Source organism: Frankia sp. CpI1-P, assembly GCF_001421075.1.
GTDB lineage: Bacteria > Actinomycetota > Actinomycetes > Frankiales > Frankiaceae > Frankia > Frankia torreyi.
This window is the reverse complement of sequence record NZ_LJJX01000039.1, coordinates 1-16469: the sequence shown is the minus strand read 5'-3', so window position 1 is coordinate 16469 and position 16469 is coordinate 1. Positions and strand designations below refer to the sequence as shown.

Below are 16469 nucleotides of genomic sequence, written 5' to 3'. Positions count from 1 at the left end.
GGGCTCCGCCGGTCAGATCTTCGTCAGCGCATCGGGCTTGTGCACGGCTTCGCCACCGTTGTCACTACGGACGAGATACTGCGGTTCGTCCCCGCTGGCCCGGACGGTCCGCCCGGCCGCCTCGGTGTCGCCGGTGATCCGGCGGACGACCTCACCTGTCGCGCTGCCGCCATGGCTGGACCAGCGCACCCGGTCTCCCTTGGTGAACTCCGTCATGATTCCCCCATCGCCTCGGGACCTTCTCCCGGGGACTACCCCGCACCTCCGCCGGCACTCGACGGCACGACCACGACCACGACCCGCGAGGATGCCCGACCCGCTACTGAGTGAGAGCCGTCAGGATCGAACCGAGGATGGCGTCGAGCGCGTCCACCTGGGCGTCGGTGAGGGCGTCGAAGACACCGGCCCGGACGAAGGCGACGTGCGCCGGTGCGGCGCGCTCGATCGCCGCCCGCCCCTGCTCGGTCAGCGCCACCAGGGCGCCGCGGCCGTCGTCGGCGCACTCCTCCCGGGCGACCAGACCACGGCGTGCCATCCGGGAGACGTGGTGGGACAGCCGGCTCTGCTCCCAGGACAGCTCGCGCGCGAGCCTGGTCACCCGAAGACGCCCGGCGGGGACGTCGGTGAGGCGGACGAGGACCTCGTAGTCGGCCAGCGAGAGCCCGGCGTCGGCGGCGAGCTGACGGTTCATCTGCGCGGTGAGCTGGCTCGTCATGAGCAGGTACCGACGCCAGACCCGCTGCTCACGCTCGTCGAGCCATCGCACGGGCTCGGCCGGGAATGCGCCGACCCCAGAGTTGCTTGACACGTCATCAAGTTTAGATGACGCGTCATGGAGATGAGAAGGGTCCATCATGGTCAACGTGACACCGCAGCCCACGGTCGACATCCGCCGCGCCGCCGAGCGCCCGACGACGAAGATCGACTGNCTCGACTCGAAGCACTCCTTCTCCTTCGGCCACCACTACGACCCGGCCAACACCCACCACGGGCTGCTGCTGGTCAGCAATGACGACACGGTGCGCGCCGGCGCGGGGTTCGAGACCCATCCGCACCGCGACATGGAGATCGTCACCTGGGTGCTGCGCGGCTCGCTGGTCCACCAGGACTCCACCGGCAACTCCGGGGTGATCTACCCGGGGCTCGCGCAGCGGATGAGTGCCGGGCGGGGCATCCTGCACTCGGAGAAGAACGACGCCTGGCGCCTCGCCGGTGGCGGTGACCCGCACGACGAGCCCGTGCACTTCGTCCAGATGTGGGTCGTGCCCGACGAGCAGGGCATCACCCCGGGCTACGAGCAGCTCGAGATCGACGGCGAGCTCCTCGGCGGCGGACTCGTCCCCGTCGCGTCCGGGATGGAACGCCACGACGGCGCCAGNGCGATCCGGATCAGGAACAGGTACGCCGCGCTGCACGTCGCCCGGCTCGGTGCCGGGCAGAGCGTCCAGCTACCCGACGCCCCCTATCTGCACCTGTTCGTCGCCCGCGGCGAGGTCACGCTGGAGGGGGCCGGCCCGCTGCACACCGGTGACGCGGTCCGGTTCACCGGCGTCGGCGGCCAGCGGGTCACGGGCGTCGAGCCCGCCGAGGTCCTGGTCTGGGAGATGCACGCCGCCCTGACCCGCTGAGCCCCGGCCGACCATGCCCGCGGTCGGACGGGGCCGGCCCTCGTGGAGTGCCCCGAACTGGTACGAACGTCGTACCGAGTGCTCCGCGCGCTGCGGGGCTGGTCGACCCGCACGGCCGGCTGGAGCTCGCTCGTTGGATCGGCCCAGACCTGCATGTCCGGGCGAGCGCCCGCGAGGGTCTGAGCTAGTACCCTGGCGGCCTGGTTCAGCCGGCGGAGAACCAGGGATTCGCCGGGTAGTCGGCCGCGGCTTCCCGAAGAATGCGCACCCGCCCATCCGGGAAGGCACCATCGATGACCAGCCGGTTCACTTCCGACCAGAACGCCTCGCTGCTCCGCTCGGGCCTGGGCTGGCGGCGGTACGGAAGCCCCGCGCGCTCCAGCAGCCGGCGCGCGGCGGCCGGGTCGCTGTAGACGTCGGCGAGGGCGGTTGCCTCACCGACGGTCAGACTCCCCGACGCGGGCCCGGGGAACGGAGGCTTCCGCCGCTGCCCGTTCGCGGCCGAAGACCGCCCGGCGGCGCCGCGCACAAGCGAGTCGACCACCCGGTACACCCGCCCCCGACCATCCATCTGCCCGACGACCGAGGCCATGGCATCGAGGCCGCCGTCGGTAGCGGCACATTCCGAGACGAAGGCGAGCAGCCAGAGCCGCCGAAACGACACACTCGGAACCTGCAGGGGCAACCCGAGCTGCCGTCCCGTCAGCCGGGCGAGCATGCTCAGGCTCGCCGGCTCGGCGAACAGCGGCTCCGCGTCGAGGACCTCCACGACGGCCTCGACGACCCCGCCGACCCCGCCGGTCCCGGCGCGGCCCGGTCCCGTCACCGGCCTGGCGTCACCATCATGCACATCGATCAGTCTGCCACTGCCGCCCACCGCACCCGCCCGGTTCACCGTGCGCCAGCCGAGCGCCGACGTCCAGCACCCCTAGCCCCCGACGGGGCACCAGGCGTTCGCGTGCCAGCCGTGCCTGCGACCGCAGGAGGCCCGGCTCTGCGGCAGGCCGCCGTCGACGACCTCCATGACGGCGATGAACTTGTCGGTCGGCGTCTGCTGCTCGAGGCGACCGCCGAAGTCGATCAGCCCGCTCTCCCCGTCGATGGCGTTGGCCCCGTGGATGTCGCTGAGCTCCCNCCACATCGCGGCGGGGCCGATGGGTACCTGGCTGGCGGCGATGTTGCGCAGCGCGCCCTCGACGGTCTGGACGGAGTCGTAGGCGAGGCTCGTGCTGCCGTCCAGGAAGCTGTCGTTGTTCGGCCCACACTCGGCCGGGAAGATACCCCTCAGTTCGGCGTAGAGAGCGCTTTCCGGTTCACACGGCTCCTTGTCGGCGGAGAAGGATAGATAGTAGTACGGCACCGCGGGGAACTCTCGCCGCTTCGTCGCCTCCGCCACGTAACGGGAGATCGCGTCGTTGCCGATGATGACCGGTGGCGCCGACTGGCAGTGCAGGTTGATGCTGTGCAGCACCGTCTCGAAGTCGATGTTCCGCCCGGCATAGAAGATCACCCCCGGAAAGCCGCACGCCTGCCTGCCGACGTCGTCTGCCGACGGGGCGTCGACATGCTCCGCGGACGTCCAACTGTCCGGCGCGAAGGCCTCGGTGGCCTCGATCCTGAAGCCGACGCCCGGGGCGCCGAACAGCTTCTCGGCGTCCGCGGCGAGGTTGCTGCTGTAGTCGTCACTGGGGTCCGCCGANTACAGGATCCGCACCTCGGGCGCCAGTCCGGCGCGGGAGGCCAGCACGTTCTTGACGAACGCGGCCCCCACCGCGACCTCCCGCCGGTTCTGCGGTGAGACCTGGAAGTACATCTTCGAGGCGTCGGCGAGGCGGTCCGCCGAGAGGGTCACACCGATCGACGGGATCCCGGTGACGGTGAGCCTCCGGATGGTCTCCACGGTCTTGTCTCGGCTTTCATCGAGGCCCAGCACCGCCACGACCGGCGGGCTTTCACGGGACCGCCTGCTCAGCATGTCCGCGACCGCCGGTCCGTGCTGCACGTGTTCGCCGCCGTTGGCCAGGATCACCCGGGTGAGTGGCCCGTCGTGGGTGCCCGCGCCGAGCTGGGCGTGCTGGGCCGCCGCGACGCCGAGGAGCTCGCTCCGTTCCGACGTGAACGAGCCCGCGGGCGGCCCGCTCGAGGTCAGCCCCAGCAGGTAGACGATTGCGGCGTAGGGGCGCGACGGATTTTTCTTGTGTTGCGTCTCCGCGTCCTTGTTCTGCTGATAGATCTGCTGTTCCACCGGGACCAGGGTGCCTTGCGGGTCGGTAAAGGGGTATCGGTTCTCGCTCAGACCGACGCACTCGTTTCCGATCATGCTCAGCGTCGCGGCGTCGGGATGGTGGCGATCGAGGCCGCAGTGCGCCGTGCGCCAGCGCGCGTCGTCCTGGCTGGAGATCCGCAGCGGAATCGTGGCACCGAGCAGGACTCCCGCCGCGATCAGGACGGCGGCGACGCGGATGAACCAGCGTCGACACCACAGCGGGGGCGGGTCGAGGGTGAAATGTCGCGCCCTTTCCAGCGCGTTGCGGGTTTCCAGGAAGTACCGGGTCTGCAGGGTGTCCGCGCCGGGTGCCACGTCGTCGGGAACCGGAAGCGGCGTGGAAATGACGAAGGACAGGTACCAGGCCGTCGACAGGCTCTCTCTGCTGTCGTTGGCCAGACGCCCGCTCCAGTCCTCGTAGCTCTGCAGGGGCGCGTCGATCCCGGTCGGCCGGGAGGGGTCCTCGAGGGAACATCCACGCAGCCGCGGGGGCACCGAGTCGCTGACCGCGATGACGAGCAGCGGATCGAACAGCGCCGTCTCGTTGCGGACGTCGCTGAGCAGGTCGAGGAAACGGAATCCGCCGTTGCGCTCGTCGACGCCCTCCAGCAGGGCCACCGGGTAGGCCGTCCGGCGCAGCGCGCGCAGGCGCCGACGCCGGTATGCCTGCCGCAGATCCGCCAGGAAGGCGCCGACCAGCAGCTTCGCATGAAACTCCTGGATCGCGCGGTTCTGGGCGGTGGCTTCGCACAGCCGTTCGGCAAAGGCGAGGACGGATTCGGGACCGTTGCGGGCGCGGTGCGCCTCGACCCGCAGCCAGGCGAACTCCGCGCCGAACGGCCCGGGCAGCCGTCCGGTCACCTTCAGCCGGAACCAGACCCGGGGAGTGAGGATCCGCAGCCACCGGACCGCGAGATTGGCGGCGGTCCCACCGAGGTCGGGCAGGTCGCCACCGGCGGTGTCCCGGCGGCTGCGTTCCCGTTCTCGCAGCCTCTGTAGCAGCACCCGGTCCCGGTCGGCGTCCCGGTCGGCGTCCTCGTCGGCGAAGGACTGGGCGAGCAGCCAGCCGACGAGCCGGTAACGCGGAAAGCGGATGCGCCCGACGCTTTCCCGACCGAGCTCGGCGCGTATGCGCCGCAGAACGGGCAGGACTTCGTCGACCGCGGTGCGGGCATGCGGACCATCCGGCCCCGGCGGATCGCTGGGCTCCGGCGGATCGCTGGGCTCCGGCGGGTCGTCCGGGTGCGTCTGGCGCGGAAGCCGCGGCGCGAACGAGTAGCGGCTGACCGGAACGCGCCCCGGTCGGGCGTCCGCCAGGGATTCCGCGATCAACGCGGGGATTTCCGCGTCGTACTCGTCCACGAGAGAGAGGATGGGAAGACCCTGGCGTATCCCGTCACGTCGCCGCAGCCTGCGGGTGGTGACGGGCGCTTCGCCGCGTCCCGGTCTGCGCACCAGCACGTTGATGAGCGCGAGCAGGTCCGCTATGCCGGGAAACAGTGTTCTTCGGCCGGGGCGAGGCCGGCGTCCGGCCCGGGACGATCGGCCCCCACCGTCAACCGCCACAACGATCGTCTTTCATATTCCCGGTCATGGACCGCGAAAAGATCCTGTGCACGGAGACCCCCGTCTTTCTCCCACAGCCGCCCCGAAGGCCGCATATCCTCAGCCGCGGCTGCCGGCCGTCCCGCCATTACCTTCCGTCGAGGTGCGCCACCGTATCGCCGCCCGACGTGCGGGTTACGGACGAGCTGGTGTCGACTTCGTGACCGGAAATTGCCGCACGATAGCACACGCCGGATAGCGACACCTATGACAGCATTCCGAAACCATGATCATTCGGAGTTGCGCAGGGAGCGGAGGAGGAGACGGCCGAAGCGGGTGAGGAGCAGGGTGCCGGAACCGACAAGGGCGGCGAGTACGCCGATGGCCAGGGCGAGTGCCGAGTTCGTGCCCAGGACCTGGAGCACTGCGAACGCGGCGCCGAAAGGCAGGCCGATCACCGTGAGGACGCCAAGGGCTGCGCCGACCTGCTGGCCTTCCTGTGTCTGGGCGATCCGGGTCAGGTCGACGATCTCGGTGAGCACGGCGTCGAACCGTTCGGGCAGGTGGTGCTGTTCCTGGTAGGCGGTGAGGATGGTGTTCGCGGGTCCGTGATTGCTGGTGTCACGCAGCCAGTAGATATTGCGGAACCGGGCGGCGCGCNCCTCGAGCCGGGCGAGGTGGCGGGGAAGGTCGTCGGCCTCGAAGGCGCGGGCGGCTTCGTCGATCATCTCGGTGATGTTGGCGTTCTGAATCATGCCGACGAGCAGGGCGTCAAGGTATGCGGTGTGGGCGTAGAGCTGGGNGAAGCCGAAGTAGATGTCCTCGGCTCCGCGGTCGGGTCGCAGCCCGACGAACGCGGCGCCGTCCCGGTTGACCACACCGCGCCAGTCGGCAGAGAGGATCACGCGNCCGTCGAGGAGCTGATCGGCATGCTCGGGATCGGGTGGGAAGTCCGTGTTGGTGGTGCGTGACGCCAGGTGCCACAGCCAGGTGTCCGCGGTCGTCCACGAGTCGATGCGGACGGCGTCCGGGGGTGGCGGCGGGTCGGCGGTCGGGAAGGTCTGGAACGCGACCGTGAATGGTCTCGCCGGTGAGGCGAGGCAGGCCCAGGACGGCAGGACCGCAGCGAAGTCGGGGGGTGCCGCGGTGCTGCCGCGTCGGCCGGCGACGGCGCGCAGGACGTCGAGGAGCACCGACCCGTCGGCCCGAACGTGAAAGATCGCGAAGGCCCGGTCCGGGCGTTCGGCGCTGGGCAGGAGAAGTTCCACTCCGAACAGCGGGCCGGCGGCCTCGTCGCCGAGCCGATGCCAGCGGCTGGGGCGGTCCTGCGTTCCGTAGAGAATACGGGCGCAGGCGGCGCTGAAATAGGTGCTGCGGACGGCGGCCGTGGCCCGCGTCTCCTGATGCCGCAACGGCAGGGGGCCTTCCGGCCAGTCCGGCGTGCCGATGATCGAGGCGGGATGGACGGCGACGAAGGAATGCCGGCCCGTCGGGTCTACCGATAGAATTCGTCGACCTCCGGCAGATCAAGCCTGATCACGAAGTGAGCGCGACCGGTGGGCGGGTCGACCTCGAACCGCACCCGTTCCCCGATGATGATCGTGCGGAATCCTTCAGTGACGATGTCGCTGTAGTCGAAGCCGTGGATCTCTCCACTCTCGTCGTCGCGAACGAGATAGGTCGCGGTGACCCGGTGGGGACCGCTNCCCAGCGGCTGACGATCGACGATCCGGCCGAACCGNTGCCCGCTGTCAGGCGCGCTGGTCGTGGTCATCAAACCTCCCGTACGCAGCGGAACCCGACGGCGTTGCTGCTGCCTCGCCGCAGGTACAGCGCCTTGGACGAGGTCTGGACGGCCCGGTACGGGTTGTCGTAGGAGCCACCGCAGATGACGGCCGAGTTGATGCCGTCGAAAACGGTCTCGGTCCACTCCCAAACGTTGCCGGACATGTCGCGCACCCCGAACGGCGACAGGTTCGCGGGATGGTCGGTGACCGCGGTCGGGGCGCAGTCCCGCAGCCGGCCGCCGTCGATCTCCTCTTTCCACACCTCGTAGGTCACCAGCGGCCGACCGCTCCAGGAGTCGGCGCAGTTGACCGCGGCCAGATCGAGGTCGTCGCCCCAGGGAAAAAGCCTACCGTCCGTGCCGCGGGCGGCAACCTCCCACTCGACGCAGGTTGGGAGCCGCTTACCCTCGAAACGGGCGAAGGCGTAAGCGCTCCACCAGTTCACACAGCTCACCGGATGATCGTCATACGCCGGATCGGTGAAGTACTCGGGGTTTCGGAGCCGTTCCTGCCAGGGCTCATGGCTGTGGCCGGAAGGGGTGTCCGGGTGGTCCCACTGCGCGCAACCCTGCTCCGCGACCGCGGCGAGGAACGCCTTGTACCGCCCGACGGTCACCGGGAACTCGTCGAACAGCACCGGCCTGTCGATCGTGCGGAGCAGTAGGCGGTGACTCGGCCCGACCAGGTAGGTTCCAACCGGCAGGGTCTGCGGCGGCGCGGGGATGGCCTCGGCGCCGAGGTGGACGAGGAACTCCCGGACCTGTTCGGTCAGGATTGGTTCGGGGTTGCCGNCCGCGGCCCGCCGTCCGGCCGCCGTTCGCAGGTAGCGAGCCGCGAAGTACTCCTGGAAGACGGTGTGCACCAGCGCCACCGTGCCCGGTCCGGTCGGGCGGAACAGGGGCGCGAGCAGGAACGTCTCCCACGTGACTCGTCCCTCGGTGAAGCACTCGATGCCCGCGTGGGTGCAGATGTCGGCCAGGCTGAACACCGCCTGGTCGGCCAGGAACGCCGGACCGAAATAGCCCTCCAGCTTCGGCAGGAGGTCCGCGTGCCCGACCGAGTTCAGGACCTGGTCGACTCGGGCCGCCACCAGATCTGACAGGAGCCCGCCCGCGAAGGCCGCGGCTCCCTGGGCGAGCCGGCCGGTCTGCTGGGCAAGTCGCAGTTCCAGCGGCGAGACCGAGTAGACNTGCTCGTCCGTGCGAAGCTTCAGGTCACCAAGCCGGACGACGCTGAACCGGGGAAGCTCCAGCGGATCGACCCCGCCCGCGTGCAGTTGCTGCACGAGCCGCTCAGAAATCAGCGATGAGCTGTTGAGCAGCCGGCGAACCTCGGGCGAGTCGGCGAGGAACGAGTAGCGCGACGACATCACGACCGTCGACTCGGCGGACAGGGCCTGCGCGACGTCGGAGAAGACGCCGAGGAAGGCCTCTAGGCTCGTGTTCGGCACCGCCTCATCGATCGCGTCGAGCACGCACAGTACGGACCCAGCGCGAATCAGGTACAGGAAGACGTCGAAGACCCGGTTCCGCGGGACCGTCATGTATGGATGGAGGATCCGGGTGACGAAATCCCCGAAATCCTCGCCCGACTCCTTCGTGCTCATGTCCAGATAGAAACGGTAGCGGTGACGCGCCGGTATCGAGCCGTCCGCCGCCAATCTTTTCAAAAGCGTCGTTTTCCCGCTCCCCGGACCACCGATGACGAGGATATTCGCCGAGGTCCCAGCAAGGCGGCGCAGTATCTCTCCCGCATCGTACGTGGCGGTGACCGTCATCTCGCCGGTATGCTGGTCGGCCTCCAGAACGTCAGCGGATATCCTGAGCGGCGCGCCATCGCGCGGTTGTGTGTGCGGATAACTGAGCGCCAGCTCGGACAGGTGCGACGGGACATCGACGATTCTCTCGATGAACCGCTCATAGGCCACGATACTGATCTCACCGTCCGCGAACGGTGCAACGTCCTCGGACGGTTCATCCTCGACGATCAGGAACCGGGTGTGCTTCGGAAGCTGGGTGTTGAGGAGCTCTCCNCCGGTCGCGACGAGAAGCTGGGTCAACTCCTCCAGACTGCGACTGAGCATGATCTCAACATACTCGGCCTGCAACCCCATCTGCCGACAGAACAGTTGGTAGACCNTACTCTCGGACAGCTCGAACCGCTTGATCGCCTTGTAACCGAGGGTCGCGTAGAGTCCCGAGAGGAACTCGGCCCGCTGCTCGACGAAAGGATCAAGGCTGGGCGCGTCCCCGGTGATCGCGGTGACATCGGTACTGGTGAACCAGTCGAGGACGTCAAGGAGCCGACGCACCGCGAGGAGACCGTCTTCCTCTGCGATCTCGTAGCCATCGTGCGAGGATCGGTTCCGGAGCCGCTGAATGTCGGTGAACGCGTTGATGACGTTGGTGCTGCGGATATGCGGCCGACAGCCTTTGATTAAATCGTTCAGTGCCCGCCCGGACGGATCCCCCGGAACGTCGTGATGTGTCCAAAGCTGCTTCAGCAACCGTTCGGCTATCTTTCCGACGAGCGATACGGTGTTCTCGGGATAGCCGTCACCCAACGACTTGATCGGCCGATTGAAATCGAGCCCGAGATGTCGCGCGATTCGGTCATGGCCGTTCAGTTCGCCTTGCAGCCGATGAAGCCGGTCATCAACGGTCTCNGTCACGAGACGGACCTCCTCCGGATGCCAAGCACGAAGGCGAAACGGTCCGGGAAGGACAGCACCGTCTCCGGGTGACGGGCATCGATCTCCGCCACACCCGCTTGGATCTCGTCATCATCGAACGTCGAGAGCAACGACATGTACCGGCTCCGCACCATCGCGAGATATCGATCCTTCGGGATGGTCAACGGGTAGTCGCGGTAGGCGAGACTGGCGGACAGCCCGGCGTCCCGCATATGGTCCGCGACATCGGACGGATCCGGCTGCAGCTCCTCGAAGCGTTCCAGAGCCGCGTCGAAAAGCGGATAGGCGATCCGGGTCGGCAACATCACGATGAGGAAACGGCCATCAGCGCTGAGAAGGTCGGCGAGCCCGGCGACGACCCGCGCCCGGGCGGTCGGGGCGACATGATGAATCGCCTCTTTGACCATCACCGCGTCGACCGATCCAGGCTCAACGGCCAACTCCGCCTCGGACCCGTCCACACCCGCGAGCTGCTCGGCCGACGCACATACCGGGCGAAGCCCCGGATCCACGGGAAGCTGGCTCAGCATCGCCTCGGACGGGTCGGCACAGAGGATCGGCGTCGACGGTCGGATCAGCTCAAGGACGCCACGGGTGTACAGCCCAGTTCCGCAGCCGATATCGANGATCCGGTCCCGTGAGGTCAGCGCGAGCGCCTCGGACATCTCCCGCGCCATCCAATGGAGGAAGGCGTCGCTGTAGGTCCAGTTCTCGTCATAGGCGCCGGCTAGGCGCTCGTAGTGCGCAGACGTTCCCGGCTCCGCCAAACTGGATCACCTCCGGCCCTGGATCCAATCGGATCGTAACCGATCGGCTCCCCACCGGCTCCGCATCGGGACAAGTCGCGACGCGCCTCGTATGTCCTCGCCTGTCCAACGGGATGCGAGGCAGGCCCATACTGCTCGCGGACGGTCCGTGGAGACTCCCGGCTTCGAGGCGGTTGAGCATGGTGATCGACAGGGCGACACGGGGCACGGTGTGAAGGTTGCGATGCTGGCGCCGGTGGCGTGGCGCACCCCGCCGCGGCACTACGGCCCGTGGGAGCAGATCGCCAGCCACCTCGCGGAGGGTCTGGTGGCGCGCGGCGTCGATGTCACCCTGTTCGCGACGTTGGACTCGCACACGGCCGGGAAGCTGGAGGGCGTATGCCCGCACGGGTACGCCGAGGACCCGGCGCTCGACGGCCGGGTGTGGGAGGCGTTGCACGTGTCCCATGCGCTGGCCCGCTCCGGCGAGTTCGATCTCGTGCACAGTCATCTCGACTGGCTGCCGTTGGCGTTCGCGGCGCAGGTCCGGGCCCCGATGGTCACGACGGTCCACGGGTTCTCGGACCCGCGCATCCTCCCCGCCTACAGCCGGGCGGCCTCCGCCTACGTGTCCATCTCCGACGCCGATCGCAGCCCTGAACTGGACTATGTCGCGACGGTGCACCACGGCATCGACCTGGCGGCCCTGCCGTTCTCGGCGGCCGGCGGCGAGGATCTGGTGGTACTCGGCCGGATCCATCCCGACAAGGGCACCGCGGCAGCCATCGAGATCGCCCGGATGGCCGGCCGGCGGCTGGTGATCTGCGGGATCGTCCAGGACGAGCATTACTTCGCCGAGCAGGTACTGNCCCACGTCGACGGGGACGCGGTGAGCTACCTCGGGCCGGTGGGACCGTCCCTGCGAGCCGAGGTGCTGGGGTGCGCCGCGGCGCTGCTCCATCCGATCGCGTTCGACGAACCGTTCGGCCTCGCGGTCGTGGAGGCGATGGCCTGCGGCACACCGGTCGTCACCTACCCGCGTGGGGCCATGCCGGAGATCGTCGACGAGGGGGTGACCGGGTTCCTGGTCGACGGCCCGGCTGCGGCGGCGGCCGCGGTGGATCGGGCCGCCGGCCTCGACCGTGCCGCCTGCCGGGCCAGGGCGAGCCGGCGGTTCTCGACGGCTCGCATGGTCACCGACTATCTCGCCGTCTACGGACGCATCCTCGGCTGACAGGTTCCGCGGTTCGGGCCAGCCCCCCCCGGGGGTCAGGCCCATCGAGTCAGGCCCGTCAGGTCAGGCCCGGGGGATCATCCGCGCGAGCAGGGCGTCGACGGACACGCTCGCCATCCCGACCCGGGAGTCACCGATCCCGTGAGGCAGCCACAGCCGGCCGTCGTGGACCAGTCCGCCACAGGAGTAGACGACGTTGGGGACGTAGCCCTCGGCCTCGGTCGCGATCGGGGTGAGCAGCGGCTCGGGCAGTGCCGCGACCACGGTGGACGGGTCCGCCAGATCGAGCAGGATCGCTCCCACCGTGTAGGTGCGCATCGGCCCGACGCCGTGGGTGAGGACGAGCCAGCCCGCCGACGTCTCGATGGGTGAACCGCAGTTGCCGACCTGGATGAGTTCGAAGGCCGCCGTCGACTCGTGGACCGGGCGAAACGGTTCCCAGACCAGCCCGTCAGCCGAGGCGGTCAGACCGGTGGTCTCCCCGTCGGATCGGCAGAGCGCGAGGTGACGGCCGCCGACGAGCCGCGGAAACAGCGCCATCCCCTTGTTCCGGGCTGCCGGGCCGGTGAGCGGCGAGGTCGTGAACGTCCGCAGATCGGGGCTGGTNAGCAGCCGCGGCCGGATGTCGGTGCCGTCATAGGCGGTGTAGGTCGCCCGGTAGTCGACGGTCCCGTCCGGCGCGGTGAAGCGGACGAACCGCGCGTCCTCCNTTCCCTTGCTCTCGCTGGCGACGGTGGGCCACAGCACCCGTTGCGCGAGACCGCTGTCCGCCGGGAACTCGACTCTTCGCAGCGTTCCGGCGACGGACCGGATCCCGGCCAGGATGCCGGCGGCCTGGGGACGGCGCAGGAGATCCGCAGGCATGCTGGCGAAGGCCTGTTCGAGGTCACCGCCCGCCAGGCTCCGGTCGAGGGCGTCGAGGACCGAACGCGTCACCTCGTCGTCGAGGCCGTGGTCGATGAGCAGGGCACGCAGCCGACCGTGCTCCCAGGTGACCGGCACGGCCATGCCCGTGGTGAGCGGGCCGGTGCGCGGCTCCAGTCGCACCGCCGGACCCGGGCCGATCACGGCGACCGCGAAGCCGATCGAGGACAGGTGCCCCTCGCCGACGGCGCGCAGGCTGAGCGCCAGCCGCAGCGCGCCGGCCGGAAGCCCCGACTGGTCGGGGTGCGCGACCGCCGAGGGATTGGTGACGGCCGCGCCCTCCACCGCGTACTCGGCGGTGAAGCACGCGCCGAGCAGCAGCGTGCGCGCCGGCGAGAGCTCCGCCGGCGTCCGGACCCGAGGAGCGACGATCGCGGCGTGCCGCGTCAGGATGCCCCGGTAGTCCCGGTGACGCGGCCCGAACCGGTCGAGCAGGGTCGCGGCGAGGCCGTCGACCTCGTCGTCGCCCAGGGCGAGCACCCTGGCCACGATGCCCGCGGCCCGGGAGTGCAGCTCGCCGCCCTCCTCGCCGGGCAGAAAGAGCTTCGCGATGACCCTGCCGGGGTCCGCGGTCAGCGTCAGTGGATGCCGGGTGACCAGGTCCGACTCCAAGGTCACGGGGTCGGACTCCAAGGTCACGGGGTCCTTGACGCGAGCAGGCGGCGAGCGTGCTGCGCTGTCGAGAGCAGGGCGAGGGTGGACTCCGCCCCCTGGTTGGCGTTGCATCCCTCGGGTTCGAGACCGTCGTGGCAACCGCCGGTCGCGACGTCGATCAGCGGGGTGCCGTTGTCGTTCTCGCCGAGGAACCACCCGTGCGCCCGCCCGAGACCGGTAAGCCACCGGTTCCGGCCGGTCGCCGCGTGGGCCCGCGCGCAGGCATCCGCGATGGCCGCGGCCTCGATGGGCTGCTGATCGAAGCCGGGCCTGCGATCACCGCGGGGGCTCCGGCCGTCGACGGGGGTGAGTGACAGCGTCCCGCCTCGGGTCTCCACGTGGAGCAGCCAGGCCAGCAGCCGTAATCCGTCCGCGAGCGCCGCGGAGTCGGGCAGGCACATGCCGGCGAGGATCAGCGCCTCCGGCACCGCCGCGTTGGCGTAGCGCAGTGTGGGCTCGGGCCACGGCCAGGCGGGATCGTCGCCGATCGGGCCGATCGCGGTGACGGCGTCCGTGAGCAGGGCGCGGGCCGCGGTGTCGTCCGGGTGGGCGAGCAGCATCTCGCCGGCGCCGAGGGCGGCGAAGGTCATGGCCCGCGGCCAGGGGGATCGCCGAGCGGCGCTGGCCTGGAACCCGTCGCGGGCCATTGCCCGCAGCCGCGAGGTGGGCGCCAGGGCCGCCGCGGTGCCCAGCCCCCACAGGGCCCGCCCCCAGCAGTCGCCGACCTCGGGGTTGTCCAGCCAGCGACCCTCGGTGTCCCGCCGGTTGACGATCGTCCCGTCCGGCGCCTGCGCCGCCAGCACGAAGATGAGATAACGCTCGAGCAGTCGGACGAGCTCCAGCGGTGGCGACGGCTCGCGGGAGAGGACGACGAGCCCGCGCGCGACGTCGTCCACGCAGTAGCCGTACTCCCGGCGTGGGATCGAGCCGAGCGCATGCTCGAACAGGCCGATGTCGTCGCTGAGCCGGAGAAGATGGTTGAACGAGATCGCGGCCGTCACCGGCTCGCCGTCGCGGTCGCGGTCGCGGTCGCCGTAGCCGTCGTCGGCGTCGGCGTCGGCGTCGGCGTCGGCGTCGGCGTGGGCACCGTCCCAGGAGCTCGCTGGGACGCGGGCGCGACGCCCGGCCTGCTTCCGGTGCGGGCGGCCAACCCGGCCGCCAGCCGGCGGTAGCGCTGGGNCACCGCGGGCCACAGCAGCTCGGGTGCGTGGGCGGCGGTGGCGCTCGCCAGCCCGCGGACGACGCCGTCGTCGGTGATGATGCTGCGCACCGCCGCCGCGATCGCCGCCACGTCACCGTGGGGTACGAGCAGGCCGGTGCCGTCGCCGAGCAGTTCGACCGCGTGCGGGAAGCGGGTGGCGACGACGGGCCGCAGCGCCGTGACCGCCTCGATGAGGATGCCGGAGGTCACCTGGTCGACGGAGTCGTAGGGGAGCAGGACGACGTCGGCGCCGCTCACGAGCTCGGCGAGCGATCCCGGGTCGAGGTAGCGGTGGTCGAAGACGACCGCATCGGTCACGCCGAGCCGACCGGCCAGCGCGGCAAGCCCGTCGCGGTACGCCTCGCCCTCCCGGGCGAGCACCTTGGGATGGGTCAGGCCCGCGACGAGGTAACGCGGAGCCGGGTCGAGGTCGGCCAGCTCCGCCATCGCCGCGATGCCCCATTCGATGCCCTTGCCTGGGCCGAGCAGGCCCCAGGTGAGGACGGTCGGCCGGGCGGACCGCGCCGGCGCGGCGCGCCGGTTCTCGGCCGCGCCGTGGGGGATGACCGAAACCCGGTGCGGGTGGGCCCGGTACCCGTCGACCAGCCGGACCCGCGCGGTCTCGGTCATCACGACGACCGCGTCCGCGGACGCGACCAGCGCCTCCAGGACCTCGCGCTGGTGCGGGGTCGGGCGCACGAGCACGGTGTGCAGGACGACCACCACCGGCACCTCGAGGTTGTCGAGGACCTCGATCACCTCGTCGCCGTCCGGGCCGCCGTAGACCCCGTACTCGTGCTGCACGACCACGACGTCGAAACCGTTCAGGAGCCGCGCCGCGCGGCGCGGGCCGCCCGGGGTTCCGGCCACCAGGTCCCCCACGACGGCGGCCGGCCGCGGGCCGGGGCCCGCGGGCGTGTCGAGCAGCCGGACCACCCCGCTGGAGGCGCCGGGCGCCGTGCTGGTCAGTTCGTCGAACAGCGCCGCCGTGAAGGTGGCGAGGCCGCACTGTGTCGGGGGGTAGGTGCTGAGAAAGCCGTAGCGGAGGGGCACGGAGGCCCACCTTCCGGTCACGTGCCGACACCGAGTCGGCCGGCGGGTACGCGAGCGCTGTGCTCGGCGTGGATGCGCGGTGCGGCTGGCCGGCAGGTCAGAAACCCATACCAGCCATGGCATCCGCGCCGTCCCCGGCGCCGGCGCCACCAACCGACGGACGGTCCGCCACGACAACCTCGATGGTGAGGAACAGGCCGGCGATCGACGCGGCGTTCTGCAGCGCCGAGCGGGTGACCTTCACCGGGTCGATGATGCCGGCGGCGATCAGGTCGACGTACTCGCCGGTGGCCGCGTTGAGTCCGTGGCCGACCGGCAGGTCCCGGACCTTCTCGACGACGACACCGCCCTCGAAGCCCGCGTTGCTCGCGATCTGGCGGAGCGGGGCGGCCAGCGCCAGCGCCACGATCCTCGCGCCGGTGGCCTCGTCGCCGGACAGGTCGAGCTTCTCGAAGGCGGTGATCGACGCCTGGAGCAGCGCGACGCCACCACCGGCGACGATNCCCTCCTCGACCGCGGCCTTCGCGTTCGACACCGCGTCCTCGATGCGGTGCTTCTTCTCCTTCAGCTCCACCTCGGTGGCCGCACCGACCTTGATGACCGCGACCCCACCGGCGAGCTTCGCCAGACGCTCCTGGAGCTTCTCACGGTCGTAGTCCGAGTCCGACTTCTCGATCTCGTTACGGATCTGGCTGACCCGACCGGCGATCTGGTCCGGGTCACCCGAACCCTCCACCAC

9 protein-coding genes and 8 pseudogenes are annotated in these 16469 nt (G+C 70.1%); 4 read left to right on the top strand and 13 right to left on the bottom strand.

Going from position 1 to position 16469, the window contains the following annotated elements; translation table 11 throughout:
* Positions 1 to 12: 12 nt before the first annotated feature.
* Both FF86_RS22325 and FF86_RS22320 read right to left on the bottom strand, forming a co-directional pair.
* Positions 13 to 216: a DUF2945 domain-containing protein gene (locus tag FF86_RS22325; RefSeq protein ID WP_044886751.1), complete on the bottom strand. Its 204-nt coding sequence runs from the start codon at positions 214 to 216 to the stop codon at positions 13 to 15.
* A gap of 103 nt (positions 217 to 319) precedes the next feature.
* Entirely contained in the window at positions 320 to 715 is a 396-nt protein-coding gene (locus FF86_RS22320) for a MarR family transcriptional regulator (RefSeq protein ID WP_044886769.1), read from the bottom strand.
* Positions 716 to 929: 214 nt separating this feature from the next.
* Here FF86_RS22320 and FF86_RS54895 point away from each other — a divergent pair.
* Positions 930 to 1378, top strand: a pseudogene (locus FF86_RS54895) (pirin family protein); the annotation flags it as partial.
* A 1-nt stretch (position 1379) separates the two neighbouring features.
* Positions 1380 to 1628 (top strand): annotated as a pseudogene (locus FF86_RS54890) (pirin family protein); the annotation flags it as partial.
* A gap of 205 nt (positions 1629 to 1833) precedes the next feature.
* On the opposite strand, the gene FF86_RS22310 reads toward FF86_RS54890, so the two are convergent.
* From FF86_RS22310 to FF86_RS22285, 4 genes are all read right to left on the bottom strand, one after another.
* Positions 1834 to 2454 (bottom strand): effector-associated domain EAD1-containing protein, encoded by a 621-nt coding sequence (locus FF86_RS22310; protein ID WP_055869641.1) that lies wholly within the window; start codon positions 2452 to 2454, stop codon positions 1834 to 1836.
* Between the two features lie 4758 nt (positions 2455 to 7212).
* Complete coding sequence (locus tag FF86_RS67695; protein WP_396230012.1) at positions 7213 to 7863, bottom strand: formylglycine-generating enzyme family protein; 651 nt, start codon at positions 7861 to 7863, stop codon at positions 7213 to 7215.
* A gap of 553 nt (positions 7864 to 8416) precedes the next feature.
* Positions 8417 to 9003, bottom strand: a 587-nt coding sequence (locus FF86_RS67690) for an NACHT domain-containing protein (RefSeq protein ID WP_396230011.1), incomplete at its 3' end; no start/stop codon positions are given.
* A gap of 890 nt (positions 9004 to 9893) precedes the next feature.
* Entirely contained in the window at positions 9894 to 10538 is a 645-nt protein-coding gene (locus FF86_RS22285; protein WP_255355877.1) for a trans-aconitate 2-methyltransferase, read from the bottom strand.
* Positions 10539 to 10908: 370 nt separating this feature from the next.
* Here FF86_RS22285 and FF86_RS54885 point away from each other — a divergent pair.
* Both FF86_RS54885 and FF86_RS54880 read left to right on the top strand, forming a co-directional pair.
* Positions 10909 to 11532, top strand: a pseudogene (locus FF86_RS54885) (glycosyltransferase); the annotation flags it as partial.
* A gap of 1 nt (position 11533) precedes the next feature.
* Positions 11534 to 11898, top strand: a 365-nt coding sequence (locus FF86_RS54880; RefSeq protein WP_242419285.1) for a glycosyltransferase, incomplete at its 5' end; no start/stop codon positions are given.
* A 63-nt stretch (positions 11899 to 11961) separates the two neighbouring features.
* On the opposite strand, the pseudogene FF86_RS54875 reads toward FF86_RS54880, so the two are convergent.
* From FF86_RS54875 to groEL, 7 genes and pseudogenes are all read right to left on the bottom strand, one after another.
* Positions 11962 to 12504, bottom strand: a pseudogene (locus tag FF86_RS54875) (glycosylase); the annotation flags it as partial.
* 1 nt (position 12505) lies between these two features.
* Positions 12506 to 12607: pseudogene (locus FF86_RS54870) on the bottom strand (hypothetical protein); the annotation flags it as partial.
* Between the two features lies 1 nt (position 12608).
* Positions 12609 to 13440: pseudogene (locus FF86_RS67685) on the bottom strand (glycosylase); the annotation flags it as partial.
* Positions 13441 to 13457: 17 nt separating this feature from the next.
* Positions 13458 to 14477, bottom strand: coding sequence for a hypothetical protein (locus tag FF86_RS67680; RefSeq protein ID WP_044886771.1), 1020 nt, complete (start codon positions 14475 to 14477; stop codon positions 13458 to 13460).
* Positions 14478 to 14656: 179 nt separating this feature from the next.
* On the bottom strand, positions 14657 to 15730 hold a 1074-nt coding region (locus tag FF86_RS22265; RefSeq protein ID WP_242419284.1), incomplete at its 3' end, for a glycosyltransferase.
* A gap of 97 nt (positions 15731 to 15827) precedes the next feature.
* Positions 15828 to 16232 (bottom strand): annotated as a pseudogene (locus FF86_RS54865) (TCP-1/cpn60 chaperonin family protein); the annotation flags it as partial.
* A gap of 1 nt (position 16233) precedes the next feature.
* Positions 16234 to 16469, bottom strand: a pseudogene (gene groEL / locus FF86_RS54860) (chaperonin GroEL); the annotation flags it as partial.

Bases quoted from the DNA above. Each gene is read 5' to 3' on its own strand.
- FF86_RS22320 (WP_044886769.1), bottom strand. From the start codon at position 715: ATGACGAGCCAGCTCACCGCGCAGATGAACCGTCAGCTCGCCGCCGAC.
- FF86_RS22325 (WP_044886751.1), bottom strand. From the start codon at position 216: ATGACGGAGTTCACCAAGGGAGACCGGGTGCGCTGGTCCAGCCATGGC.